At 32.3% G+C, this 22,084-nt stretch carries 30 protein-coding genes; 1 reads left to right on the forward strand and 29 read right to left on the reverse strand.

Annotation, left to right across the window (positions count from 1 at the left end):
* The 19 genes from FHS04_RS06125 to FHS04_RS06215 all read right to left on the reverse strand — a co-directional run bounded on the left by FHS04_RS06125 (position 1) and on the right by FHS04_RS06215 (position 14,333).
* Positions 1-978, reverse strand: a complete 978-nt coding sequence (locus tag FHS04_RS06125) for a DUF6712 family protein (protein WP_106679147.1) — start codon at positions 976-978, stop codon at positions 1-3.
* On the reverse strand, positions 975-2,330 hold the full coding sequence (locus tag FHS04_RS06130; RefSeq protein WP_106679145.1) for a phage portal family protein: 1,356 nt from the start codon (positions 2,328-2,330) through the stop codon (positions 975-977). Before FHS04_RS06130 ends, FHS04_RS06125 begins: the two co-directional genes overlap by 4 nt.
* The gene (locus FHS04_RS06135; RefSeq protein ID WP_106679143.1) at positions 2,330-2,638 is read right to left on the reverse strand and encodes a hypothetical protein; all 309 of its coding nucleotides are present in this window, start codon (positions 2,636-2,638) and stop codon (positions 2,330-2,332) included. The genes FHS04_RS06130 and FHS04_RS06135 overlap by 1 nt, the downstream gene beginning before the upstream one ends.
* A gap of 48 nt (positions 2,639-2,686) precedes the next feature.
* Complete coding sequence (locus tag FHS04_RS06140; protein ID WP_106679141.1) at positions 2,687-3,049, reverse strand: hypothetical protein; 363 nt, start codon at positions 3,047-3,049, stop codon at positions 2,687-2,689.
* Positions 3,050-3,199: 150 nt separating this feature from the next.
* Positions 3,200-4,693: a hypothetical protein gene (locus tag FHS04_RS06145; RefSeq protein ID WP_106679139.1), complete on the reverse strand. Its 1,494-nt coding sequence runs from the start codon at positions 4,691-4,693 to the stop codon at positions 3,200-3,202.
* Positions 4,680-5,255 carry a hypothetical protein gene (locus FHS04_RS06150; protein ID WP_106679137.1) on the reverse strand — a complete coding sequence of 192 codons (576 nt, stop codon included), beginning with the start codon at positions 5,253-5,255 and terminating at the stop codon, positions 4,680-4,682. The genes FHS04_RS06145 and FHS04_RS06150 overlap by 14 nt, the downstream gene beginning before the upstream one ends.
* On the reverse strand, positions 5,248-6,531 hold the full coding sequence (locus FHS04_RS06155) for a DNA modification methylase (protein WP_106679135.1): 1,284 nt from the start codon (positions 6,529-6,531) through the stop codon (positions 5,248-5,250). The genes FHS04_RS06150 and FHS04_RS06155 overlap by 8 nt, the downstream gene beginning before the upstream one ends.
* Positions 6,521-7,258, reverse strand: coding sequence for a hypothetical protein (locus tag FHS04_RS06160; protein ID WP_106679133.1), 738 nt, complete (start codon positions 7,256-7,258; stop codon positions 6,521-6,523). The genes FHS04_RS06155 and FHS04_RS06160 overlap by 11 nt, the downstream gene beginning before the upstream one ends.
* A 100-nt stretch (positions 7,259-7,358) precedes the next feature.
* The gene (locus tag FHS04_RS06165; protein ID WP_106679131.1) at positions 7,359-7,718 is read right to left on the reverse strand and encodes a hypothetical protein; all 360 of its coding nucleotides are present in this window, start codon (positions 7,716-7,718) and stop codon (positions 7,359-7,361) included.
* A gap of 5 nt (positions 7,719-7,723) precedes the next feature.
* Positions 7,724-8,074, reverse strand: a complete 351-nt coding sequence (locus FHS04_RS06170; RefSeq protein ID WP_106679129.1) for a hypothetical protein — start codon at positions 8,072-8,074, stop codon at positions 7,724-7,726.
* A 1-nt stretch (position 8,075) separates the two neighbouring features.
* The gene (locus FHS04_RS06175; protein WP_106679127.1) at positions 8,076-8,354 is read right to left on the reverse strand and encodes a hypothetical protein; all 279 of its coding nucleotides are present in this window, start codon (positions 8,352-8,354) and stop codon (positions 8,076-8,078) included.
* A gap of 221 nt (positions 8,355-8,575) precedes the next feature.
* Entirely contained in the window at positions 8,576-9,022 is a 447-nt protein-coding gene (locus FHS04_RS06180) for a hypothetical protein (protein WP_106679125.1), read from the reverse strand.
* Between the two features lie 46 nt (positions 9,023-9,068).
* The gene (locus FHS04_RS06185; RefSeq protein ID WP_106679123.1) at positions 9,069-9,782 is read right to left on the reverse strand and encodes a BRCT domain-containing protein; all 714 of its coding nucleotides are present in this window, start codon (positions 9,780-9,782) and stop codon (positions 9,069-9,071) included.
* A gap of 98 nt (positions 9,783-9,880) precedes the next feature.
* Complete coding sequence (locus tag FHS04_RS06190; protein ID WP_106679121.1) at positions 9,881-10,441, reverse strand: hypothetical protein; 561 nt, start codon at positions 10,439-10,441, stop codon at positions 9,881-9,883.
* Between the two features lie 3 nt (positions 10,442-10,444).
* The gene (locus tag FHS04_RS06195) at positions 10,445-10,882 is read right to left on the reverse strand and encodes a hypothetical protein (protein ID WP_181256119.1); all 438 of its coding nucleotides are present in this window, start codon (positions 10,880-10,882) and stop codon (positions 10,445-10,447) included.
* Positions 10,883-10,892: 10 nt separating this feature from the next.
* On the reverse strand, positions 10,893-11,903 hold the full coding sequence (locus tag FHS04_RS06200) for a hypothetical protein (RefSeq protein ID WP_106679118.1): 1,011 nt from the start codon (positions 11,901-11,903) through the stop codon (positions 10,893-10,895).
* A 5-nt stretch (positions 11,904-11,908) separates the two neighbouring features.
* Complete coding sequence (locus FHS04_RS06205) at positions 11,909-13,225, reverse strand: S49 family peptidase (protein WP_106679116.1); 1,317 nt, start codon at positions 13,223-13,225, stop codon at positions 11,909-11,911.
* Positions 13,226-13,293: 68 nt separating this feature from the next.
* Entirely contained in the window at positions 13,294-13,761 is a 468-nt protein-coding gene (locus tag FHS04_RS06210; RefSeq protein WP_106679115.1) for a hypothetical protein, read from the reverse strand.
* 68 nt (positions 13,762-13,829) lie between these two features.
* Positions 13,830-14,333, reverse strand: coding sequence for a hypothetical protein (locus FHS04_RS06215; RefSeq protein ID WP_106679113.1), 504 nt, complete (start codon positions 14,331-14,333; stop codon positions 13,830-13,832).
* 440 nt (positions 14,334-14,773) lie between these two features.
* Between FHS04_RS06215 and FHS04_RS06220 the strand changes: the two genes are divergently transcribed.
* Complete coding sequence (locus FHS04_RS06220; RefSeq protein WP_106679111.1) at positions 14,774-15,058, forward strand: hypothetical protein; 285 nt, start codon at positions 14,774-14,776, stop codon at positions 15,056-15,058.
* A gap of 106 nt (positions 15,059-15,164) precedes the next feature.
* Here FHS04_RS06220 and FHS04_RS06225 read toward each other — a convergent pair whose 3' ends face one another.
* From FHS04_RS06225 to FHS04_RS06270, 10 genes are all read right to left on the reverse strand, one after another.
* Positions 15,165-15,404: a hypothetical protein gene (locus FHS04_RS06225; RefSeq protein ID WP_106679109.1), complete on the reverse strand. Its 240-nt coding sequence runs from the start codon at positions 15,402-15,404 to the stop codon at positions 15,165-15,167.
* A 188-nt stretch (positions 15,405-15,592) separates the two neighbouring features.
* On the reverse strand, positions 15,593-15,826 hold the full coding sequence (locus FHS04_RS06230; RefSeq protein WP_106679107.1) for a hypothetical protein: 234 nt from the start codon (positions 15,824-15,826) through the stop codon (positions 15,593-15,595).
* Positions 15,827-15,974: 148 nt separating this feature from the next.
* Entirely contained in the window at positions 15,975-16,397 is a 423-nt protein-coding gene (locus tag FHS04_RS06235) for a hypothetical protein (protein ID WP_106679105.1), read from the reverse strand.
* Between the two features lie 114 nt (positions 16,398-16,511).
* Positions 16,512-16,706 (reverse strand): hypothetical protein, encoded by a 195-nt coding sequence (locus tag FHS04_RS06240; RefSeq protein ID WP_106679103.1) that lies wholly within the window; start codon positions 16,704-16,706, stop codon positions 16,512-16,514.
* Between the two features lie 37 nt (positions 16,707-16,743).
* On the reverse strand, positions 16,744-16,950 hold the full coding sequence (locus tag FHS04_RS06245) for a hypothetical protein (RefSeq protein WP_106679101.1): 207 nt from the start codon (positions 16,948-16,950) through the stop codon (positions 16,744-16,746).
* A 115-nt stretch (positions 16,951-17,065) separates the two neighbouring features.
* Positions 17,066-17,341, reverse strand: coding sequence for a hypothetical protein (locus tag FHS04_RS06250; protein ID WP_106679099.1), 276 nt, complete (start codon positions 17,339-17,341; stop codon positions 17,066-17,068).
* A gap of 23 nt (positions 17,342-17,364) precedes the next feature.
* Entirely contained in the window at positions 17,365-17,643 is a 279-nt protein-coding gene (locus FHS04_RS06255) for a hypothetical protein (RefSeq protein ID WP_106679097.1), read from the reverse strand.
* 17 nt (positions 17,644-17,660) lie between these two features.
* Positions 17,661-18,437, reverse strand: coding sequence for a DNA adenine methylase (locus tag FHS04_RS06260; RefSeq protein WP_106679095.1), 777 nt, complete (start codon positions 18,435-18,437; stop codon positions 17,661-17,663).
* Between the two features lie 2 nt (positions 18,438-18,439).
* Positions 18,440-21,745, reverse strand: coding sequence for a DNA primase (gene dnaG / locus FHS04_RS06265; protein WP_106679093.1), 3,306 nt, complete (start codon positions 21,743-21,745; stop codon positions 18,440-18,442).
* Positions 21,746-22,075 carry an SEC-C metal-binding domain-containing protein gene (locus tag FHS04_RS06270; protein WP_106679091.1) on the reverse strand — a complete coding sequence of 110 codons (330 nt, stop codon included), beginning with the start codon at positions 22,073-22,075 and terminating at the stop codon, positions 21,746-21,748.
* Positions 22,076-22,084 lie beyond the last annotated feature (9 nt).

Consider the following 22,084-nt stretch of genomic DNA (forward strand, 5'->3'; position numbering starts at 1 on the left):
TTAAAGTCCAAATACGCCTTTAGTATTGTAAGTACTGTATGACGTTGTATTTTCTGTTGTTAGTAAAGGATTATCGCACTGGTTAAACAGCGTGATGTTATTATTTATAAAGTCTTTTGCTTGTTGCAAGTACACTGTTGCATTATCTGCTAATTGTGTAAGTAATGTTTTTACTTGATCTGCTGATAAACCATAGTCTACAGACTGTTTACGACCACCTAAATAGCTCTCGAAATTAAGACGCAAACCATCTTGTGTTAATTGGAATAGTCCTGTTGCTGCTACTTTAGATACTGCAAAGTTTACCATTGCAGATTGCAATGTGTCTTTAAGTGTTGCTAGAGCTTCTTTTTGATCTGACGTGACGTTGTCTGGTGTGACTTTTAATGCTTGGATTAACTCTGCACAAATAAAGGTGCTTAGGTATTGCTTTTCTACGTGGCGTAGTGTTGGTTGCAATGCTAGATATACTTGACGTGAGTTGTTGATATGGTACCATTTATTAAATACTGATGAGTTGTTAACTAAAAGCTCGTTGTTTATGGTGCTGTAATTTTCTGCATAGTCTGTAAATACTGTAGGATTGGCTTCTAGGACTTCTAAAAGCAAATCCATTGCTTCGTGACCTGCACGTAATGCTTCGCGACGTATGTCTTTAATTTGCCAGAAATCTGCAGATTTACGGTATTCTGATTGTGACACTGAAATACCAGAGCTATCCATTTGCACTGATGCCATAGGTAAATAGATAAACCATCCGAAGTTTGCTATTGCTGCTTGAAGATAGTCTCTGGCTTGGTTTTTAATTTCGGCATTTGTACCGGTTGCTGTTGTTGCTAAGGTTGTGTGTAAATCGCCTACATACTTTTTAGTAAAGGTGTTTACTGCTTTTTGGATGTATGGCTGGAAGTCTTCAAACTGTAGACTTTGTGCAACGGATACGTGTTTTTTTATGTCGTCTGTTGTTGCTAGTATCATGCTGTTGCTGTTTGTGTTCCTGTTGGGTTAGCATCTAAAGTGGTAAGGATGGTGTTTTCAAAACCAAATTTTATGCTTGGGTCCCAATTGTTATATTGTTGAATGAACTCAAAAATCTCTATTGTTGTTTCGCGGTCGTGTTTTTTAAGTGCAGAAAGTATTGTAAAAGCTTCGCGTTTGTCACTTCCAGATCCTGCACCTAGTTTTCCGCCTGGTATACCTGCACCGATTAAAGAAGGATCTACACCTAATGCAAACAATACTTCTGAGTTTGCTGCTTCTGCTTCTGGTAGGTAGGATCCATCTTTAAGTTTATCGTCTAATGCTGTGATTTTTACAGCAGAGTATTGTTTACCATCATTGTCTTTAAGCATCATAGATTGTATGGTCTTTCCTGCTTTGTCGTTACCTACAAGGCTATCGTTGATGTCGTCTATTACTTTTTGACGTATGTCTATGCGCTCTTCTGGTTTAAAGTTTTTCCATTGCGTGCTATAAATTTGCTCGAAGTAACGCTCGTCTATCTCAATAATGTATTTGATGGTCATTTGATTATTGAATAGCGCTTTTTTTAGTTCTGGTACAGAGTTAGCGACATCTAACCAACCAGAGTTTAAAATAGATTGCCACTCGGCTTTTGGGTAAAATGCTTCGTCTAATAATGGATAGAAAATTGGACGTATAAATTTTTTGATGTTGTTGGCTTTACAGTATTCTTTTACTTGATCTGCGGACCAGTAAGAGTCTATAAGTGGCACTTTTTCGGCATAGTCGCCTTCAAGATCTACAGATTTGCGACCAAATTGCTCTGAAATGTAGACGTGTTCTATTAGTCCGTTTTCTTCATTCATTAACTCAAAACGACACCATGCGGCTTTTTGTCTGGTGACTTTGTTAATGGTTTTGAAATTATTGGATAGTATGTACTCTGGAAAGGCTATTGACCACCATTCTAGATCTGCAATAATTTCTTTTGAAAAGCGTCTTACTTGCGAGTTTAAAAAGAAATCGTTGATGTCTTTATTTTCTGTAACTGGTACTAATTGGATTTGTTTTTTACCTTGATCGTTAACGTTGTCTTTGTATAAAATTAGACCGTTACCGTAGTGTGCTTTACGTAGGAAACGAAGTCCAGAAGATGCAGATCCGTTTAAACGTACTGCTTCTAGTACTTTTTGTGGATAATCGTTGTTTTTACCCCAAGAGGCAATCTCGCTTACTTTGTCTTCTACTTTTACTTTTACAGCAGTTACAGAAGTGTCTAGTCTGTCTGATGTGTTTTTAAAAGTCACTAAAGCATTATGCCCTTTGTATTTAGAAACTGCAATGTGTGTTGATAAAAATTCAGACATTAGTAAATCACTTTTTTATTATTTACCGAAATGATGAAATCTATCTTAATAGACTTGATGTCCCCATTTGGCAACTCTATATTTCTAGTTCTATTAGAAAAATGATTTGGATTTTTACTGCTTGAGTCTTCATTTTTGGCGTTAGGCAGATACTTTACTGCTGTGTACTTTTTATATTTTCCGCCTTTTTTGGTTTGCTCGTTAAACGTTCTGTACTCCAAATCAAAAGGTAGAAAAAAACCGTTTTTATCTTTTAAAGAAAAAATAGCCAAAGCCTCTTTTAAAGTAATCACATTATCATTTTTCATACTGTAAAAATGAAAAATGCAAGTGTTTTAAAATAGGACACAAAAAAACTATAAAAGAGTTTTAAGATATTTTAAATCAAAAACCACTAATATATCACTGGATATAAATTTTTTATTTGCAGATGAAGGATAATCTATAACGTTTTTTATTAAGACTGTTTTATACCCTTTTTTGTTTAAGTTGATAATAGTATTTCTAAATACTGATGAATAACTAATTTTATTATTAAAATCTATCTCATAATCAATAAAAGGGTTGTCAATAGAAATTTCAGCACCTTTATTCTCCTTTAGGTAAAGATCCTTTAATTCAGAGTTATCAGTAAAAAATAAAGCTGTAAAACCATATCTAGATTTTTTAAATAGGCTAAAATCAAACTCTTTTTCTTTTGAAACATGGTAATATGTCATCGTTTTCTAATTTTTAAAAATTTAATTTGTTGATTATCAGTTTTTTAAGTTTAAAAAAATATATTTCAATTCTAAAATGTCCAGAAAAACCACGCCGTTCCCTACTTGTGTTTACACTTTACATTTAATAAATAAATAGGAAATATGAAATTATGATGTACGGATACGCATTTCGTTAGCAAACTGGTTAGTTCCTTGAAACTGATCATTAAACATTGTTACAATAGGAATATCAAATGCATCCGTAAGATGTGGTGCATGTTGCTGTGGAAACTCTTTATTCTTCTCGTCTTTTTTATTCTTTGATACGCCACCAGATGTAGACTCTACTGCTTCAGCTCGTTCTAAAGCTATAATTAAATCTTCATTATTGCTTTCGTTTATAGCTATACTAGGTAGCCTAGAGTTACCTTTAAGCATTGCGTTTAATAGTAGATACTTATCAAAATGAGTTGCAGCAGCTCCATGTGTCATTAAGTAAACAGTCCATCCGTTACGCTCTAATATATCTGTTACTTGCTCAAACAGAGTTTTAGAAGAGTTTGGTAATCTATTATTACCATCATGTCCACCATATAAGTAAATAATCTTCTCTTGGTGTGGTCTGTAGTATGGTACTACCTGCTCAAGTATTAAGTCGTCTAATAGTCTAGGTGACTTTACCCAAAAAGACTTTAATACTTTATAAACATCGTCTTGCATCTGTGATACTACACAACAGTTAAACACTCCGAAATCTAACGACATTATTAAAGGCTCATGTGTATTAACATCATTGTCTTGATTGCAATTAAAATGCTGTTCTTTATTAAATGTAACACCTACAGATTCTAAATATAAATTATTGTGATCTTTGTAATAATGAACATCTGGATTAATATTAGCGTAAAACCCATCTGTAATTTCTTTAGGTCTAATATTTAATATCTCTGCATTGTAAAGCAACTCGCTTGGTGCTTCTGCTTTCATCTCATCAAACCAATTAGATCTAATGTGTGGATTATAAAAAGCATTTGCTTTACTAAAATAATATAAATCTGGTCGCTTTATCGCTTCCTTTTCTATATCTGTAAACCACTTACCTTTTTTATTAATAGGTGTTGAAGACGCGTATATTTCAGCACCTAACATAGATGCATTTTTAAAAATTTCTTTTTTAGCTCTGTTAGTTGTTTTTACGTTGTTATATAGTTTTTCTGGATCCAATAACGCAGCTTCATCTCCAATACCACCATAAGAGTTTAATCCACGACCAGTATTTGGATTATCTAAAGAGACTAATTGAAATATAGCACCATTACTAAAATGTATAATATTATTCCATTGGTTTGGTGGTTGAAAAGGCATAGCAAAGCCATTCTTTTTTCCAGATCTACCAACCACATAATCTACATCTTGATAAAGGTTAAACATTTCTAAACCTTCAATTGTAGAAGGTAATGTTCTGGATAATATTTGGCTATATGTTGCGCCAACCAAAAAAAAAGAAGCTCTAGGCATTTGCACAACAAACTGACGCATACCATAAGCCAAAGCTGTAGACTTACCAGATCCACGTCCCCATTCCCAATAGTTTTTTTGCCTCATATTTAAAAAAGCATCTGCTTGAGGCAATGTTAGTTCGATTTTTTTAGTCTGCTTCATTGTCTACTTCTTCATGAGGAATATCTACTACAGGACCAGAAGCATTAAAATCTGCAACTCCTGTGTTTTTATCTTTTTTAAGTAACTCTAAGTAAGCTTTTGGTATACTAAACTTAATCTCTACATTCTCTAGTTTTTCTGGATTAAAGTCTGCCATATCAACATCATCTAATCCGCCAAACTTAGCCATTAACTCTAAAGCTTTTGCTTGAGCTTTTAAATCTTTAGCTTGTATAGATCGTTGGTAGTATTTATGTGCATATTCATATAAAATAGCTTGTTTACCTTTTTTATCAGACTCCATAACATTACCGTACAAAGTCTGAGCATTTTTTACATCAAGGTATGCTTGTGCTAAACTAACGCCATGATCCTCTTGAAGTTTATTAACTATTTGCTGTGGCGAGTAATAATTAAAACTAAGCGTTAACACTTCTGCCCAACGTTTTCTAATTTCTTCTAATTTTGGAGACAAAGGAAACCTTGCTGGATCAATATGGTGTGCCATAATTTTTTCCAGAGTAGTATCTCCTTTTTTTATTTTAAACGGAAGTTTACTCATTCAAATAAGCGTTTAAATCTTCAGCTTTTAAAGTTTTGTCATTCTTCTTAATTACAAAATCAAGCTTATTATCATTCATGTATTTTATGTATCTAGAAACATGTACATCTACATAATTTTCGCCTAATTCTATAATTCTAGCTTGACGCCATAATTTCTCACAAGAAATTAATGTCGTACCTGATCCACCAAAAGGATCTGCTACAATATCTTTTTGCTTAGAACTGTTTTTTATTATATAGCACCATAAATCAAGCGGTTTCATTGTTGGATGCTCTTCATTTCTTAAAGGCTTGTCAAACTCTAAAACAGTGGTTTGTTTACGGTCGCTATACCATTTATGTGCTTCGCCTTCTTTCCAACCGTAAAGACAAGGCTCATGCTTCCAGTGGTAATCTTGACGTCCCATAACTAGACTGTTTTTAATCCATACCAAACACTGTGCAAGTTTAAAACCTGCATTTTTTAAGGCTAGTCTAAAATTGGCACCTTCACTATCTGCATGAAAAACATAAATTGGCGCTCCTGGTTTACTTTTTACAAATACTTCTTGAAAAAACAAATACAAGAAGCTGTAAAAATCGTCACCAGACATATTGTCGTTTTTAATTTTAAGCTTCTCTTTTGTTCCACCTTCATAGTTTACATTGTATGGCGGATCTGTTGCTACCAAATCAAAATCTTCATCGCCTAACGTTTTATATGTTTTTGCATTGGTACTATCTCCACAAACTAATTTATGTGTAATCCCTTTTTGCTTGCTAACAAACTCATAAACATCACCAAGTTTAGTAATTGGATCTTTTGGTAATACAGGCTCAAAGTCTTGCTCTTCTTCATTACTAACTTCATATTGAAATAAATCTGCAGGTAGATTTATCTCATCTAGGTTTAAACCTAAAGCTTCTAGATTAATATCTTCAAAATGTGCGTCTAAAACATCTACATCCCAAAAACCTATTGGCACATTACTAGTAATGTTATATTCTTTAAACTCTTTATCTGTTAACGGTCGGTTAGGTATACGTACATCAATAAGCTCATCACCACGACCTAAATCCATCAACACTTTAATTCTCTGGTGTCCTGCTATAATTTTATTATCCAAATTAATAGCTGGCACTTCTGCAAGGTTAAATTTTTCAATACTATTAATTAGCAATTGCTTTTTTTCTGGAGTAAGCTTTCTTGGATTATACTCAAAAGGTACTAAGTCTTTAACTTTTCGTTTTGCATTTTCCCACTCTAATGGTGCTATTAACTCTTTATTGTCCATCTATTAATTGTTTTATATTCTGTAATAATTCCTCTTTGGTTAACAAATTAGATTTAGCTAATTCTATGCTACGGTTTAACTTGTTAATGGTTTTTTTATCCTTGGCGGTTTTTAGTTTTTCGGTATTGGTAGCAATGCGTTTATTAAGTCTAGAAATAGAGCTGTAAGTATTTTGCTCTTTACGTATTAATTGCGCACCGGTTAAATCTTCTAAAGGATCTTTTGGTGGTTGTGGTAATTGTCTAAATTTTAAGTAATAATCTATTTTAGACCACGCTAGCGTGTTAGCTTTGGTTAGCTTGTTAATTTGTATTTGTATTTGGTTACAAACATCTACAGCATCTATTGGTTGGTTGTTAAGCTGGACCTTTAGCATACATTTTTCTTTAAATGTATGATTAGCTTCTAAAAGTGTTGGATGTAATGCTTCTGGTAATTGATGAAACCAAACCGACTGCTTTTTTGTATAACTTTCTACTTCTTGTTGTACTATTTGCTCTTGTGTTGGTGCTGCATTAACAACAACACGTTTTACTTTAATTTTTGGTTTTGGCTTTGGTTTGTTGTCTAACTTTTTAAGCTCGTAGATTAGCTTTTGCAGGTTAACAGGACTTTTTTTTCGCTTAAAATTACGCAGTAGGTTTTTGTTATGGTTTTTAAAACCTTCGTAAAGTTTTAAACCATCTGCATACGTCCCATTGTTATTTAACCACTGTTGTACTGTCATGGTACAAATAAACAATGTGTCAAGTGTAAAAAATAGGACACAAAAAAACCACCGCATTAGCAGTGGTCTTTAGTTTAACAACATAAGCCTTTATCTGTTGTTATAAATAATAAAATGTTCCTACTGTAGAAGTTATCGTTTCTTTTACTGAATCTGATTTAATATCAAAATCAAAAATATTGTTTAGTTTTCTCATTAAAAAAGGCTTACCTTTTACATAATAAGTAGTTACATTTTGTTTTTCATTATAAACTGCATGACAATTCTCTTTGACAAATTTTTCTAGTTGAAAATCGTCTGAAAAATCATAACCTTTTTTACGTAAGGCTGTATAAAAAATAGCATTGGTTTCTTCTATGAGTGATGCGTTTAAATCATTCATTAATCCAGAAACATATATATCACATGGATTAACATCTAATTTAGCTGCAACATCACTGCAATTATAATTTTTTTTCATATCAATTAATATCTCTTTTTATAGATTACAGTAATAGTACCCATTGATATTGCATCTGATTGACTTATAGAATCCATTAAATAATCTACACCATTTATTTTTACTACTTTATCCTTTGCTTTAATTAAATCATTATTAAAATTGGAATTGTAATTTTTAAAAACTAGTGTGATAGCTTCTAATTGAGAATTCTCTGGTTTTTTATGTTTATCAAACCAAGTATTAAATTCATCTTGATCAAATCCAGAAGTTGTACCATCTGGATAATAAAATCGTTCTATATCTGTTTGATCTGTATGTAAAACATCCTTTAAAAGTTGCTTTACTTCTTCTTCTGTATATAAATTGCCAATCATATCAATTACTTTCTTCAGTTATTAAATCGCTATGCATACACCAAGAGCTTGTTAAAAACTCTTTATCATCATCGTCTTTTGCAATGTAACTATGTCTAGTGTATTGTAATTTAGTCATAATTTCATTAAGCTCGTAATCGTCAATACATCCTGCAGGAAAGGTATTAAATAAAAATTTTAATAACTCTGCAGATGTTACTTTAAAATTAGCCTCTTCTGGTGTGCTGTTTTTAAAGTTAGCTTCTATAAAAGCTGCTATTTGTGTTTTAAAATCATACATAGCTTAATTTGGTTTTTAAGTTAATAATCAAATTGCTACATACTAAATAGGATCCTGTACTTGTTGTCATAAGTTTAGATTTTTATAAAGACCTACGAGTGGTGACAACAAGTACAGATGACTGTAAAGTTAAAGGACTTACACCTTCACTCTCGTAGGCTTGATTAATATGGTTTTCAGTATTAGATTTCATCTTGTAATTGTTGTCAAAACAAATATAATTATTTTTTACCAAAAAGCCTGTCTATCTGTTTTTTAGTCATCCAGATAGTTAAACCTTCGATACCTGTTTTGCGGTTTTTATCATAAAACCTAACAGATACAATTCCCATATTTTTAGTAAACTCTAACCAAACATAATTATTAGGAAACTCTAATTTTATATCTTCTTTTGGTGGATTTTCTAAGTTTTCCTTAATTAATTTATAAAGAGTATCTAAAGCATTATCCTCGTTTAAAAATGATATTTTTTTAAAACTATCTATATGTGTAAACTTGACATCATTATACTCAAAATAATATAAATCTTCATATTTATATAATCCAACATGAGGTGCTTTTTTTGGTCCTACCTTACCAATTAATTCTGGTTTTACATCTTCTACTTGTTTAATTTGCGATAAACATAACGCAGGAAAAAGCATTAAAAAAAACAAACATTTTTTCATTTTATAAAATTTAGTGATTAATAATTCAGTAATTCTAAATAAGATTTTATTTCAAATACTCTTTAAGTTCATCTTCATTGATAGTTAAAATATTTAACTCTTTAATTTGTATCATTTTTTTAGGACCATAATCATTTCCTAATATGACTAAATCTATGGATTTTGAAATACTAGATTTAATATGTGCGCCTTTAGATGATAACAATTTAGCTAAATCATTTCTTAAAGGAAATGAATCTAATTTACCTGTAATTACTATTTTTTTATCATAGAAGAAATTATTTTCAGAGTCAACTTCACTTAAATCAGAATTTCTGTATTCAGGATTTATTTTATTTTTTTTAAATTCTAAAATATCATCATAAGTATCTACAAATTCAGATTTAATCTTTCTTTTTTTACTTGGTATAATTTTAAATGATAATAAATGAACTAAATCATCAAAAACAAAGTTTTTTAAATCATAAATATATTCTTCTAAAAATTTATACTTTTTCAAGTAAACAACTCTTTCTAATATCATTAAAAATGATAAAACAGATACTTCTGAATAATTTTCATTTTCTTTAATAATAAATTTTTTAATAAGCTTAGTTTTTTTTGTTGTTGGCGTAATTGATAATGCTTTTTCTATCATTTCAGATATAAAATTATAGTCCACATCTAAAAATTCACATATTTCTTCTATATAAAAAGTATGTAATTCAGTGTTTGGTGAAAATTCATTTAATAAAGCATAGTCTTCTAAAAATTCTTCCATTTTTTATTGATTAAGGTTAGCAAGAGTAAATCTAAACAAAAAAAAGCACTCTGTAAATAGAGTGCTTTTTGCTATTAATCAATAAACCTAACCTTAAATTATGCTTGCGGTGTAAGTACTACATCACCTTCATAAATAGCAGCTGGCCATTTCTGTTTGTCTTTTAAAGTAATAGTAACGCTATTGTTACCATCTAATGCTGCTTCAATAGCGTGTTCTATACCATCTACGTATGCAGCAAGACGTTTACTACCTAATTGGCGTAAATTACCAGATCCAAACTCTTCTACAAAAAATAGTAAGCTTTGGTTTTTTATCCATCTAAGGAAACCTAATAATTTATCCTGAGATCCTGCTATTACAATTTCTACTTGGTTTTCAAAAAGTCTACGCTTTTTCTCGCCAATCATTGTAGAAGTTACAGCTCCAGTTTCTTCAATAATATCTATTGCCCACATTTGCTTACCTGTTGCTAAAGTATGACCAGGAGCAGGTATATTTACCAACTCTTCAAAGGTTGCTGCAGGGTTATCTCCGCAAATGTCTTTAGGATCTACAATAGTATCAAAATCGCTGTGTAAGGCATAATATACTTTAGTTGCAATACCAGATACTGGCTCGCAAACTTCTTGTCCGATGTTTTCTAATGCTACTGCCATGTCTTAAAAATGTAATGTTACAAAAGGACTATTACCTACAACCAAAAATTCTATCAAGTCCTCGTCGTTTAGAATTTCATCTTGCGTGTACACTTGCCCATCAATTTGTAATTTTTTTGGACAACGATCACTAAACTTATATTGCTTGTCTCCGTATTCAAAAACTGCAATATTTTCGGTAGCTTCTTCCTTAGCTTTTGCTTCAGCTTCTGCTTTAGCTTTTGCTTCTGCTTCTGCTTTAGCTTTTGCTTCTGCTTTAGCTTTCGCTTCAGCTTCTGCTTTAGCTTTTGCTTCTGCTTCTGCTTTAGCTTTTGCTTCTGCTTTAGCTTTCGCTTCTGCTTCTTCCTTAACTTTTGCTTCTGCAGCTAATTGTGCTGCTTTTTGCTCTTCATTTAACTCAGCACCTTTAGTTGATGCTGAGTTTTTATTGTCTTTAGCCATGCTTAAAAAATTAAGGTGTTACTACTAAATTCTCACTATCATAGTATAATGCATTTTTATCTGCATTACCTAATCCTCTATCGCTTCCATCAAACACAGCTACATAAGTAAGCTCGTTAATTAAGAAGTCGTAACCTAAGTGCCAATCCATAAAGATTTTTAACTTATAATCTTGTTTTTGGATGTCTGTCACTTGTGGCTTATCAAACACATCTATTAAACGTCCTAAGTTTCCATCTACAGTAGCCACCATAAAATCATCAGATACTCCATGTAATCCAACAATTTCTAATTTAGCTAGAGGTGTTTTCATAGTATCGTTAGCAGTATATGTTGGTTTTGTACCATACTGTTGTTCGTACTGATCTGCAAATTCCATTGCTATGTTATCACTAACAAAAACACGCTTTACTTTTTTACGCATTTTTTTAGGTAACTGCTTTTCAAACGATTTAAATTCGTCTAAAATATTTGCTGGTGTAATTGCATTTAAAGGAATTTTAAACGCAGGATGGTCTGTATCTGCAATTGCAGCATCACGTTGTGCTTCAATTCCATCAATTGATCCACCATAAGCTCCAGAGAAGTTTCCAGCATCGTAACTAGCAGATTGTGATAAATCATCTAAATCATCTGTTACTTTAGCCATTAAATCTTCCATGATGTGTTTAGAGATAGGATGCTCTTCAGCAGTCTTACCTTCCACATACAACTCAGCTAACCAAGTATTTAATACTTCGTCTGGTACAATAGGAAAGTTTACCTTTTGTCTATAGTTTTTAAGCATTTTATGCTTAAATTCTGCTTCTCCTAATTCTTGCCACTCAGCTTTAAAGCCTTGTACCACGTGACCCATAATTTTATGGAAAGCAGGAAACTTACCTTTTACTGCTGTAATGGTTTTACAGTATTTGTTTAATTGTATCTCGTCAGAATAAACACCTGCAGACACAATCTCTTTGTTGTTAGAGATGTACTCGTTCAATTCTTTTTGTACATCTTCAATGCTCATTGTTGCCATAAGTTCTAGTTATGTAAATTGTTTGCGATTTGATTATGTGATGCATTGGCATCTATCTGAAAAGCAGAAACTTCTGCTGCAGATTTTTCTTTTGTCTTAACCTTAGTAGGTGCTGCACCATCTGCGTTAGCCATTTCGGTTACTTTTGCAGATAAGCTGTCTACTTTTTCGTCTAATGTACCTTGTACATCTAAGCCTGCTTCTTCTAACATACTGTTTACAGATGTTTCAATTCCTGCAATAGTTGTTTGTGCGACTTGTAAATCTTCTGAAGATCCTGTTGTAGATTCTTCTAATTGCGCTGTTAAAGTGGCAATAGTATCTGCATTTGCAGTTAATTGCTCTTCTATACTGTCTAGTTGCGCTTCGTTTAAATAGCTTCCATTATCTGTTGTTGCTAATGGCTCTTCTAAACCTAACACAGCTTGGATGCGTTCACGTTGTGTTGACATGTTATTTTGAGTTTTGGATTTGTTGTTGTTGGATAATTCTATAACCTTATTAATAGCATCTTCTAATGTGCCTAATTGGTCTATAAGTTTTTTGTCTAATGCATCTGGACCATTCCATGTTGCACCTGCAAATACTTCTTCAGATATATCTGGTCTTGCAGTTTTTATATCTTCATGAAAAGTCTCATTAATAGGATCTAATTCATTTTTAATATAATCTTCTGGTTTACCTGCAAGTAAATTTTCAAAGTTTCGGTTTTTCTCAGTAGACTTGGTTGCGTATTCTGTTATTACTTTAGCGCCTTGCTTTTCATAATAACCTGTTAAGTCTACAAAACTTATCATAGTACCAATACTACCAATATGATCTGCGCGCTTATTTGCTACAATGTGGTTTGTTGCTGCTCCAATATAATAAGCAGCACTACACATATAACCATCTGTATATGCTACAATTGGTTTATCAAAATTTAAAATAGCATCATGAAGTTCTGGCGTACCAGAAACTTGTCCGCCACCAGAATCAATATCTAATACAACTCCTTTGCAACCAGATTCATTACTTAAACGGTTAAGTTTTTGCATAACCGATTTTGTGCCTCTTGGTCCACAAGCTTGATCATATTTATATATAGGAGATTTTAATGAAATGATAGACACATAATCTTCTGTGTTATCTTCACTAAAAATAACTGAAGCATCAATAGTTTTACCTGTTGATGCTGATATAAAAGTCGTAATATCTTCTTTTTTCTGCTCTTTTATTTCTCCTTGCAAAACAAGGCTTAAAGATGGTAATAAAGATTTAGCGTAAGCGCCTTCTATAAACCACTTACCAGATAATAAAGAATGTAAATTATTAATACTCATTGTAATATGCGTTTTAGCACACTACAATTCTATAAACTATTTAAATCTTAAAATAGGACACAAAAAAACTAAGCAGTTATATACACTGGTCTTTGGCGCATTTTTCCTGTAATAGTAATGGTTGTAGACGCATTACTATCGTCTATAGTGGCTCCTTCATTGGTGGTGTAGTTAAGATATAATGGCTCTAAATTACTGCCAACCATTTTTTTAAATCCGTTGTTTAAACATAAAATAGCAATACCTGGTTTATTAGCATACTGATCTAATAATTGCTCTAACGCTTCGCTTATGGTTATAAACTTAGCACTTAGGTTTGGTTGCCATAACTCGCCATTAGCACTAACTCTGTTGTTAAAATTGGTAGTTATACTATCTGGTTGTATGGTTGCTTCTACATTGTTTATTTCTGGATCATAAGTAACATCGTTAGCATTAACATCTGTTAATACTTCTGGAAAATTATCGCATTCTGTAAGTAGATAAAAATCTAATGTTGCTACTCCTGCTAGTTGCTCTTTGCAATCAAATGTCATATAAAAAAGTTTTAAAGTGTCCTATTTTTCCGCTAATAAACAAAAGCTATTAGCGGAATTTTAAACTATTAGTTTACTATTATTTTGTTTTTATTTTTCTTTTTTTCTTTAATCTTATCTTCACAATAACGTTGGTATTTTTTATACATGCTATCGTGTTTTAGTTCAGATTCTGGTATTTTATATATTTCTAAAAATAGACTAACGCTCTGGTAGGCATTTAGCCTTCCTTTTAACAGCTCGGTATCTACAAAATTTAAGAAATCCTCGTTAAATAATCTGTCAAAACAACCAGATAGAAAATTGATGTGATCTGTAGATAAAGAAAATCCGTATTTTTTAAAGTAATATTCTCCAATTAAAAAGGTGTAATTTTCTGTCTTACTATGGTCTTTGGTCCGTTTCTCAAATGTTTTGTCAAGCAGATCTAACATCATAAATCCTACTAGACTTCGTTTAGAAATTTTATGCACTAAACCATAACGTTTTATCAAATATCTTTTGACATAAGCGGTTACTGGTACATTTACTTCGATTAAATTGTCTGGGTTAGTTGTAGTTTGGTTACTCATATAGCATTTGTTTTATCTAAATTAATAAATATTTTCATAAAATAAAGGTTAATAGCTTTTTTGATAACAAAAAACTGCAGAAAATAGTCCCACAGTTCCACACGCTGATTATCAAACAGTTAGGATAAATTATAACGTGGAATTGATGGAATTATGTTCCAACGGTGTGGAATTTAAAAAAATAGTTCCACAAGTTCCACACATTTTCCACACGATTGAATTAATAAATATTATTATAACTATTTGATAATTAAATAATTATATATAGTAAAAAAAGTAATGTAGGACTTGTGGAACTGTGGAACTTTTTTATCTCCCTTTTTTCGGTTTTAAAAAAATTTGCTAATTTTTTACATTTTAGGAGTGTGAGGATCGCGCAAATTTTATTTTTGTATTAGTATTTATGAATTTGAAAGTTTGAAAACCAAACGTTTTATTATATGAACATTACCAGACTGCACGATGTGTGTAAGACAAACTTTAGAGCTGCGTTTGAAGATTACAAACGTGTGCTGTTTGATAATCCTTTTGGAGTGATTGACAAAGGTGTTGTAGAAGATGCGCTGTACTGGTGTATTATTTGTGGTAATGGAGTAATAAAGCAAATGTTTAAAGAAGCAACCTACACCAATGCGCAAATAGAACATATGCAACGTATTGTTGAAGATTACCAACAAAAAACCGTAACAGTCGCTAGACGTTACGGTATGAAGTTGTGTGGGTAGAATGTAACGCGATTTTGCTTTAAGGCAAAACCACTTTTAACAGTCGCTTAAACAAAATTTTGCTTTAGGCAAAACTTCGTTTAGCTTGGTGTTGGCAGTAATTAAGCTAATGGCATATTAATTTACTTGAATTACTTATAAAACCGCTAATACTATTATTTTCAAAATCTACAGAATCAACATCTATACTATCTGAAAATTCTTGAAACCAAACAGAGTTCATAGGTTTAAATTTTATATAGTGTCTATTTAAGCTTGCGGGTTTTAATTCTATTATTTTACCTATATATCTGTTTTCAAAAAAAGAATAGACTTTATTTTGAAATTCACTTTTAATTTTTGTCATTTTCTCTAAATTTAACTACTGCCAACACCGTATAAAATTAAGTGCTTGTCAGTATTTGGTTATTATTTGTTTAATTCAATGTTTATTGTCTTTTTACACGGTGGAAATTCTGCCGAATTTCGCACCTAATCTTATACAAATTCGTTAGAGGCAATCGCCTTGCGGACGCAAAAAGAAACAGTTAAAAATTATTTATAATTAATATCAATATCATCACTGCAATATTTAGTATTAGAACCACTGCCATCTTTATTTTTAACAATAAGTTCAAATCTATCAGCATATAATATTTCTATTATTGCAGTTAGCTTATATCCTAACTTTAATCTTGTTTTTTTTCTAATTAATAACATTGATGTAATTTTTAAATATTTCTCCTTTTTTGCTCGATTGCCTCTAACGGTCAGGGTATGTCTACACATCGGCAATCAATATGTGTATTTGCTATTCAAAGACTTACGCTAAGTCGACTACATCTAACAAAATATATACTCCATAGATGCGTAGCCAATGCTTCTCCTGTGTAGGCTACGCCTCCACGAAGCATATACCCTGACCGTTGTGCAACATTTAGAAAGGCAAATCGTCATCATCAGAAAAATCTATGCTTCTGTGTAAATAATCAAGTTTGTTTTTAATCTTGATGTTTATGATGTTTTGAAACTTTCTGGATAAATACGATTTTTCCCTATGAGTCATATTTTCTTCAGAGAAAGGCAATAGCATATCTTTTAAGGCTTTCATATCAGATAGATTTTCTATATGCTGCATTTCATAAAATTTAGTCATAGTGCTTTTTTGCTTACAAACTCTATCAAGTTCATTTTCATAACTACGCTTAATGTGTGCTTGCTGTTCAAGTAATTCACTATACTTTCTGTCTTTTTCTTGATAGAGTTCTATCAGTTCGGCTTTGGTTTTTTTTAATAAGTCTTGTGCTGTCATAATTTTTAATAAAAAACGTTGCACAACACCGTATAACCGCCATTGCATCTGATTTTCCTTTCGGAAAATCCTCGCAAGTGTCTAATGTTGTGCTTATTAATATTCATAATTTCTTAAATTGCAACGGACGGTTATACATATCCGTTAAATAATAAAATAATACTACTTTAGTTTTACCACAAAGCTATTAAACCCGATTGCTATGTACGTGCCATTACTTATAGATAAGCAAGTAATTTTTAGTTTTTCATTTAAGAATAGGTCATTTTCAAGTAACCCTTTTGGCACTGGTTCTGTTCCGCTTCCATCTGCTTTTATTCGGCTTACAAATTCTAGTTTTTTTGCTTTTTTTCTCATTTTTACCGTATTATTTTACTATTCATATACTTCAACGTTACGGAAGCGCATCCCAATCCCAACGTTTTGGTTTACTTCTTTTTATTGTTTTAACTTTATTAATTTGATGTTTAGTTAATGTTAGTCCGTTTGCTATCATGTAATCTCTTACTTTATTATAAGAGACGTTAAGCTTTTTAGACATGTCAAGCATTGATTCTTTTAACCTGTTTTCTCTTATGTATTGTTCTGCTTCGATATTCATTATGTTTTTTAATATTGGTTGGTTAAAAAAGCCTTGTAACTCTATCTAACTTCAAGGCTTATAAAGGCTTATGTTGTAAGAACGTGATAGTTTTTTTGTCTGTTGGAAAAAGCTATTAATCCTCAGACTTCACAATGTAACTTTTGGAGTTTATTCTGCGTGTGTACACGTATGGCTTTTCTGCTCCTTTTGTGTCTATTAACTTGATGATGTTTACTTTTTCTGCTTTTAAAGCATCTACTTTTTTAATAGCTTCTGCTTTTTTTGAAAAATCAAACGTGTCTTTTCCTGCTGTTACCTGGTAACGCTTTGTAGTGGTTTTTGCGGTTTCTGCTGTTTTTGACACTTTTTGCTGTTTTTGCTCATTTTGAGCGTTGTCTGTTTTTGACATTGTTATTGAATTTTAATTAATATTTACGCATGTTGTTGTTGCTCTATTGGTGTTATGGTAACTTCGGTATCGTCAAAGTGACGCATAGCAACAAATAATTGATTGTTTTTAAAGTATCTGTTTAACTCAATTTTGTCTGTGTCTTGAGTTATGTAATACGGTTGAGGATCAAACTGTCCTGTTACACCACTTCTTAAAAAGTACATGGTGCCAAATCGGTATTTATTAGCATTATCTACCAAATCATAATACGTTGCTGGACGTAGTTTTAAGGTTACTGTTATGTCTACTTTTTCTCCCATGGTGAGCTGGTTTTGGATTATTGATTAAAAAATGATGTTTGCCCTATTTTATAGTTAGTGATCAATATTTCATTTCTTTTATTTTTAATATTTTGTCTCTCTTTTAAAAAGATTACATTCATTTTATATTTATCTACTAGGTCCATAATAAAAGGATTGTCAAATTCAGACATTGCAGCTTTTATTCCAGAAGATGCCATTATTTTAAAACAGTCTTCTGTATCTTTTTCAGTCCATTTTTTAACATTGTAATTGTGTTCTGTACCTATATATATAGGATCTAAATATATAAAGCACTCAGATTTAGGTGTTACATCTTTATCAAAAGATATTTTATCTAATACTTCTCTAAAATCTGAAGTAACTATTTTAGAGTTTTTAAGCTTTTCAAATGTTGGCTCAATTCTATTTAGCAAGTTTCGTTTTGTGTGATCCTTACCTAATCTTAATGTATTAGCTTTTCCTAAATATGTGAAGTTAGATAACAGTAAAAACCTAGTCGCTTTTAAAACTGGATCCGTTTCTTTATTTTCTACCCAATACTTTAGTAATGTTTCGCTTATTGGTAGTGTCTCTATAGATTTTATTAACGCCTCTTTTTGATGTAATAGAGTTAAATATAAATTTGTAACATCATCATCAGCATCATTAAGTATAGAGTGTTTTGGAGTTGGCAAATAGAAAAAACTACCTCCTGCACCAAAAAACAATTCTATACGCATTTTATGATAAGGAAAATGCTTGTGTAAAGCTTCTCTAAGTTTCCTTTTATTTCCTAGTCTTGTTAAAATCATAATTATTGTAATGGCAATTCGCCTTCTGGTTGTTGTGGTATTGGATCTGGTGCAAATGGATCGTCGTTAGGATCATTTGTGCCTTTTGTAAAACGGTCTAAGTTTAAGATGCCATTTTCCTTCATCATTGTGTAGTTAAACACATAAGCACTTGTACTGGTATCGTCAAAGCGGTGAGATTTTACACTGCCTACATAATACTTTTTAGATTTAAAGTAGTTGCGTAATGTGTTTTCGCCAATCACTTCTGCGCCTTCTCTGGTACTTACTTCTTTATGATACAGTTGGTGTACTGCATTTAATCGTAAAAACAGTAGTTGGTCGCGGTTGGTGTTTTTCCATTCGTGTGGTTTTTCGCCTTTACGAGTTTGTAAGGATACAGTGTCAAACTTATCGACTTTATAATGCTCACCTTCAGTTATTAGCGAGAATGGTTTACGGTCGCGTAAATATTCTAAAGTGCGCCAGAACTCTTGCAATCCTTCACTTTCTATAATCAAGTCGCTACTGTCTATGATTGCTTCTTTAAATTGATTGTAAACAGACTCATATGTAAATGGAAATGTAAACTGGTCCCACAATATTTTTAGTGGCGTTAATAACGCGACGTAATTTTGCAACATACGCTCTTGATACTCTACGCCTTCTAATTCTTTTTTAAGTTGCTTATTAATGCTAGCATAAGTTTTATGTATCTCTTTTTCTATAAGTGGTCTGTGTTTTACCACATCTAAAATCATACTGCTTAATCCTTCTTCTTCCCAAGATTTTAGCAGGTTGTAATTTTCTAATTGCGTGTTAGTAAAAGCTTCTTGTGGTTTTATAAAATTAGACAGTAAACTTCTTGAGGTTAAACTGTTATCGTCACGACTACTTACATACTGACTGGTAATTATTAAGCTGCTGTTTACTTTGGTAGTTGTAGTACGGTTGTCTCCTGTGGCTTTACCCATTTCTCTACCACGACCATCATATGCACCTTTTAAAGATTGAAATATTTTAAGCTCTATGTTATCATGAAACTCTTCTAACATTGTTGGCGCGTTCATAATTCTACTTAAACGTCTGTAAAATGCAACTGGTGTTCCAGAGTTAAGGTCAAAAGGCTCTTGCTTGTAAGTAAATAGCGCTACCAAACTTTCTCCAAACTTAGATTTACCAGATCCTTTTTCGCCTGTTAAAAATAAATGTGGAAAAAACTGATACCTTTTTATATAAATATCTCTAAAACAAGAGGATAAAATAAAAGCAATGCCAAGCTCTGCTTTTTCTGGATACACTTTTTTAAGCTGTTGCATCCAAGCTTTTAAGGTTACCGGACTTTCTTTGTAAACAAAATAACGGTCGTTTTCGTAAGGATCATCATCGTCTCTGGTATGCTTGTAAATTTCTGAAAACGCTGGACTGTAATAATGTTTTACATCGTCCATATACTCGCTATTGGTTTTCTTTAAATTGTCAAGCTGTACAATACCATATTGATCTACATTTTTAATCGTGTTGTTATGATATACACAGTCACTAAAAGCAAAGAAACCTTCGCGTTGCCAACCTAATGTTTTAAGCTCGAACGCTAATACAAAATCGCTTAGCACTCGGTTTTTCATTAAGGTGAAATGTGCTGCACCAAAATTTTCAAGGTTTACAAAAAAACCTTCGTTAATTAAACGCTCTTCAAATTTTGATCGGCTAACAAAATCGGCACTATCAAAATCAATAATTCGTTTTTCGCCTTGCTCGTTTATAGCTTCGCACAGACGCTTGTTGTCATTTTTACCATAGACATGAAATAAAGGCTCTATCTTATAGTTTGTACCTTTAAAGAAAGTCTGGCTTCGTCCTTGAAACCAACAAGCGTTTTTAACTGTGCAAAACCTATGCTTTTTAAATTCTTCGTAATCTGCTCCTGGTGGCAATCCTAAATCTTCTGCAGTAGTAGCTTCAAAACGTTCTGTTTTTTCAGCTTTTTCTAATGCTTGTATGTTAAAGCTTTCAATTTTATCTTTTAAAATTTTAACTGGTTGCTTTAGTATTTTTTTACAGTAATCTACGTAGCTGTTGCGTTTTACATCGTCTTTTATGTTGTAAAGCATTTCGGCTACATCGCTAACCGCTTCACTTAAAGCGTCTGGATTATTTGCTGCAGCGTTATTTAAAAAATGTGTTTTCCAAAGTACTGCGTCTTGCTTATTGTCTTGTATGTATTGGTAGATGTCTTCTACTTTACGACTGTAGCTGTCTGGATCTTCGCCTTCTGGAAGCACTACAACCGATATTTTTAGACCTTGAAGCAGTAATGTGTTTACATCGTTAAGCGCTGCTTTTAGTCCTGCTTTTACATTGCCTTTATCGTCGTAACCATCGTTATCACGTATAATAATAACATGATCTGCATAACGTGCTAGTAATTTTGCTTGATCTAAAGTTAGTGCTGTACCGCCTGTTGCTACTGCTATTTCGCAGTTGTTTTGGTGTAATCCTGTTACGTCTGTGTAACCTTCTACTAAAACAGCTGTTTTAGATTTTACTATGGCGTGTTTAGCTTGGTATAAACCGTATAATACTTTAGATTTTGTGTAGACATTGGTTTCGCGACTGTTTATGTACTTGGCACCAATGGTATTACCATCTGCATCTTTTAAATCGGCATCATTTGCACGTCCGCCAAAACCAACAACGTTACCGTTGTGATTATGTATAGGAAACATGACGCGGTTTTTAAAGAAATCGAATTGTTTCTGGTCCTTAACCGTTACTAATCCAGTTTCTTTACCAACTGCAAATAAACCTTTGTCTATGATGGTGTTGGTTAAAAACTTCCATTGGTCTGGTGCGTAACCTATACCAAAATTAATGCGTGTTTCTTCATTAATATCTCTGTCTGCAATAAATTGTTTTGCCCAATGATCTGCAGGTAATTGTTCTAGTTGTTTGGTGTAAGCTTTAGCACTTGCTTTTAATAAATCGTATTGCTTTTGCTTGTGGTTACGTTTACGTTGTACTTCTTCTGTTACTTGCTCTTCTTGAAGATGTATACCACAAATACCAGCAATGGTTTTTACAGCTTCTAAAAAAGAAGCACCTTGTTTTTTCATAACAAAAGCAATACCATCGCCACCAGATTGTGTGCTGTAACACGTCCAGCGGTTAGTGCTAGGCTTAACCATAAAAGAAGGTGTTTTATCATCTGAAAATGGACTGCAACATTTCCAGAGTGATCCTGCTTTTTTAAGTTCTTCAAAATGCCCAATAATTTTAACTATATCGGCATTACGTACATCGTCTATTGATTGTTGTGTGTATGCCATTTATAGATTAGCTTTTTTGGTTAAACAGCATTTTTTATACTTCTTACCAGATCCGCAAATGCATGGTTGATTGCGTTGTGGTAATTTTGGCGCTGTTATTGGTTTAAGTTTTACATACTTTAGCGTGTCTAAATAAGTTGATAATCCTACTTCTTTAGCGCGTTCTTGCTGTTTGTCTTGGCAAATAAATTGCGCTACACCTAATGCGTTGGTAGGATAACCTTGTCTTGTAAATTGTTGTGATAAGTCTGTAATAGTTTCTATATCTGATGCGGTGTATACTATGCCATTTTCGGCTAGTAACTTTGCTATTTGTGTTTGTTGTTGCATTGGGTTAGT

This window comes from Mesoflavibacter zeaxanthinifaciens subsp. sabulilitoris (assembly GCF_014191595.1).
GTDB lineage: Bacteria > Bacteroidota > Bacteroidia > Flavobacteriales > Flavobacteriaceae > Mesoflavibacter > Mesoflavibacter zeaxanthinifaciens.

What these genes read in the sequence shown, in the direction of transcription:
- FHS04_RS06140 (WP_106679141.1), bottom strand. Translation starts at nt 3,049, where the DNA reads ATGACATATTACCATGTTTCAAAAGAAAAAGAGTTTGATTTTAGCCTA.
- FHS04_RS06215 (WP_106679113.1), bottom strand. Translation starts at nt 14,333, where the DNA reads ATGAGTAACCAAACTACAACTAACCCAGACAATTTAATCGAAGTAAAT.
- FHS04_RS06230 (WP_106679107.1), bottom strand. Translation starts at nt 15,826, where the DNA reads ATGTGTAGACATACCCTGACCGTTAGAGGCAATCGAGCAAAAAAGGAG.
- FHS04_RS06135 (WP_106679143.1), bottom strand. Translation starts at nt 2,638, where the DNA reads ATGAAAAATGATAATGTGATTACTTTAAAAGAGGCTTTGGCTATTTTT.
- FHS04_RS06130 (WP_106679145.1), bottom strand. Translation starts at nt 2,330, where the DNA reads ATGTCTGAATTTTTATCAACACACATTGCAGTTTCTAAATACAAAGGG.
- FHS04_RS06190 (WP_106679121.1), bottom strand. Translation starts at nt 10,441, where the DNA reads ATGGCAGTAGCATTAGAAAACATCGGACAAGAAGTTTGCGAGCCAGTA.
- FHS04_RS06220 (WP_106679111.1), top strand. Translation starts at nt 14,774, where the DNA reads ATGAACATTACCAGACTGCACGATGTGTGTAAGACAAACTTTAGAGCT.
- FHS04_RS06155 (WP_106679135.1), bottom strand. Translation starts at nt 6,531, where the DNA reads ATGGACAATAAAGAGTTAATAGCACCATTAGAGTGGGAAAATGCAAAA.
- FHS04_RS06150 (WP_106679137.1), bottom strand. Translation starts at nt 5,255, where the DNA reads ATGAGTAAACTTCCGTTTAAAATAAAAAAAGGAGATACTACTCTGGAA.
- FHS04_RS06170 (WP_106679129.1), bottom strand. Translation starts at nt 8,074, where the DNA reads ATGATTGGCAATTTATATACAGAAGAAGAAGTAAAGCAACTTTTAAAG.
- FHS04_RS06165 (WP_106679131.1), bottom strand. Translation starts at nt 7,718, where the DNA reads ATGAAAAAAAATTATAATTGCAGTGATGTTGCAGCTAAATTAGATGTT.
- FHS04_RS06160 (WP_106679133.1), bottom strand. Translation starts at nt 7,258, where the DNA reads ATGACAGTACAACAGTGGTTAAATAACAATGGGACGTATGCAGATGGT.
- FHS04_RS06175 (WP_106679127.1), bottom strand. Translation starts at nt 8,354, where the DNA reads ATGTATGATTTTAAAACACAAATAGCAGCTTTTATAGAAGCTAACTTT.
- FHS04_RS06205 (WP_106679116.1), bottom strand. Translation starts at nt 13,225, where the DNA reads ATGAGTATTAATAATTTACATTCTTTATTATCTGGTAAGTGGTTTATA.
- dnaG (WP_106679093.1), bottom strand. Translation starts at nt 21,745, where the DNA reads ATGGCATACACACAACAATCAATAGACGATGTACGTAATGCCGATATA.
- FHS04_RS06125 (WP_106679147.1), bottom strand. Translation starts at nt 978, where the DNA reads ATGATACTAGCAACAACAGACGACATAAAAAAACACGTATCCGTTGCA.
- FHS04_RS06240 (WP_106679103.1), bottom strand. Translation starts at nt 16,706, where the DNA reads ATGAGAAAAAAAGCAAAAAAACTAGAATTTGTAAGCCGAATAAAAGCA.
- FHS04_RS06250 (WP_106679099.1), bottom strand. Translation starts at nt 17,341, where the DNA reads ATGTCAAAAACAGACAACGCTCAAAATGAGCAAAAACAGCAAAAAGTG.
- FHS04_RS06200 (WP_106679118.1), bottom strand. Translation starts at nt 11,903, where the DNA reads ATGGCAACAATGAGCATTGAAGATGTACAAAAAGAATTGAACGAGTAC.
- FHS04_RS06270 (WP_106679091.1), bottom strand. Translation starts at nt 22,075, where the DNA reads ATGCAACAACAAACACAAATAGCAAAGTTACTAGCCGAAAATGGCATA.
- FHS04_RS06245 (WP_106679101.1), bottom strand. Translation starts at nt 16,950, where the DNA reads ATGAATATCGAAGCAGAACAATACATAAGAGAAAACAGGTTAAAAGAA.
- FHS04_RS06145 (WP_106679139.1), bottom strand. Translation starts at nt 4,693, where the DNA reads ATGAAGCAGACTAAAAAAATCGAACTAACATTGCCTCAAGCAGATGCT.
- FHS04_RS06210 (WP_106679115.1), bottom strand. Translation starts at nt 13,761, where the DNA reads ATGACATTTGATTGCAAAGAGCAACTAGCAGGAGTAGCAACATTAGAT.
- FHS04_RS06260 (WP_106679095.1), bottom strand. Translation starts at nt 18,437, where the DNA reads ATGATTTTAACAAGACTAGGAAATAAAAGGAAACTTAGAGAAGCTTTA.
- FHS04_RS06225 (WP_106679109.1), bottom strand. Translation starts at nt 15,404, where the DNA reads ATGACAAAAATTAAAAGTGAATTTCAAAATAAAGTCTATTCTTTTTTT.
- FHS04_RS06195 (WP_181256119.1), bottom strand. Translation starts at nt 10,882, where the DNA reads ATGGCTAAAGACAATAAAAACTCAGCATCAACTAAAGGTGCTGAGTTA.
- FHS04_RS06255 (WP_106679097.1), bottom strand. Translation starts at nt 17,643, where the DNA reads ATGGGAGAAAAAGTAGACATAACAGTAACCTTAAAACTACGTCCAGCA.
- FHS04_RS06185 (WP_106679123.1), bottom strand. Translation starts at nt 9,782, where the DNA reads ATGGAAGAATTTTTAGAAGACTATGCTTTATTAAATGAATTTTCACCA.
- FHS04_RS06180 (WP_106679125.1), bottom strand. Translation starts at nt 9,022, where the DNA reads ATGAAAAAATGTTTGTTTTTTTTAATGCTTTTTCCTGCGTTATGTTTA.
- FHS04_RS06235 (WP_106679105.1), bottom strand. Translation starts at nt 16,397, where the DNA reads ATGCAATGGCGGTTATACGGTGTTGTGCAACGTTTTTTATTAAAAATT.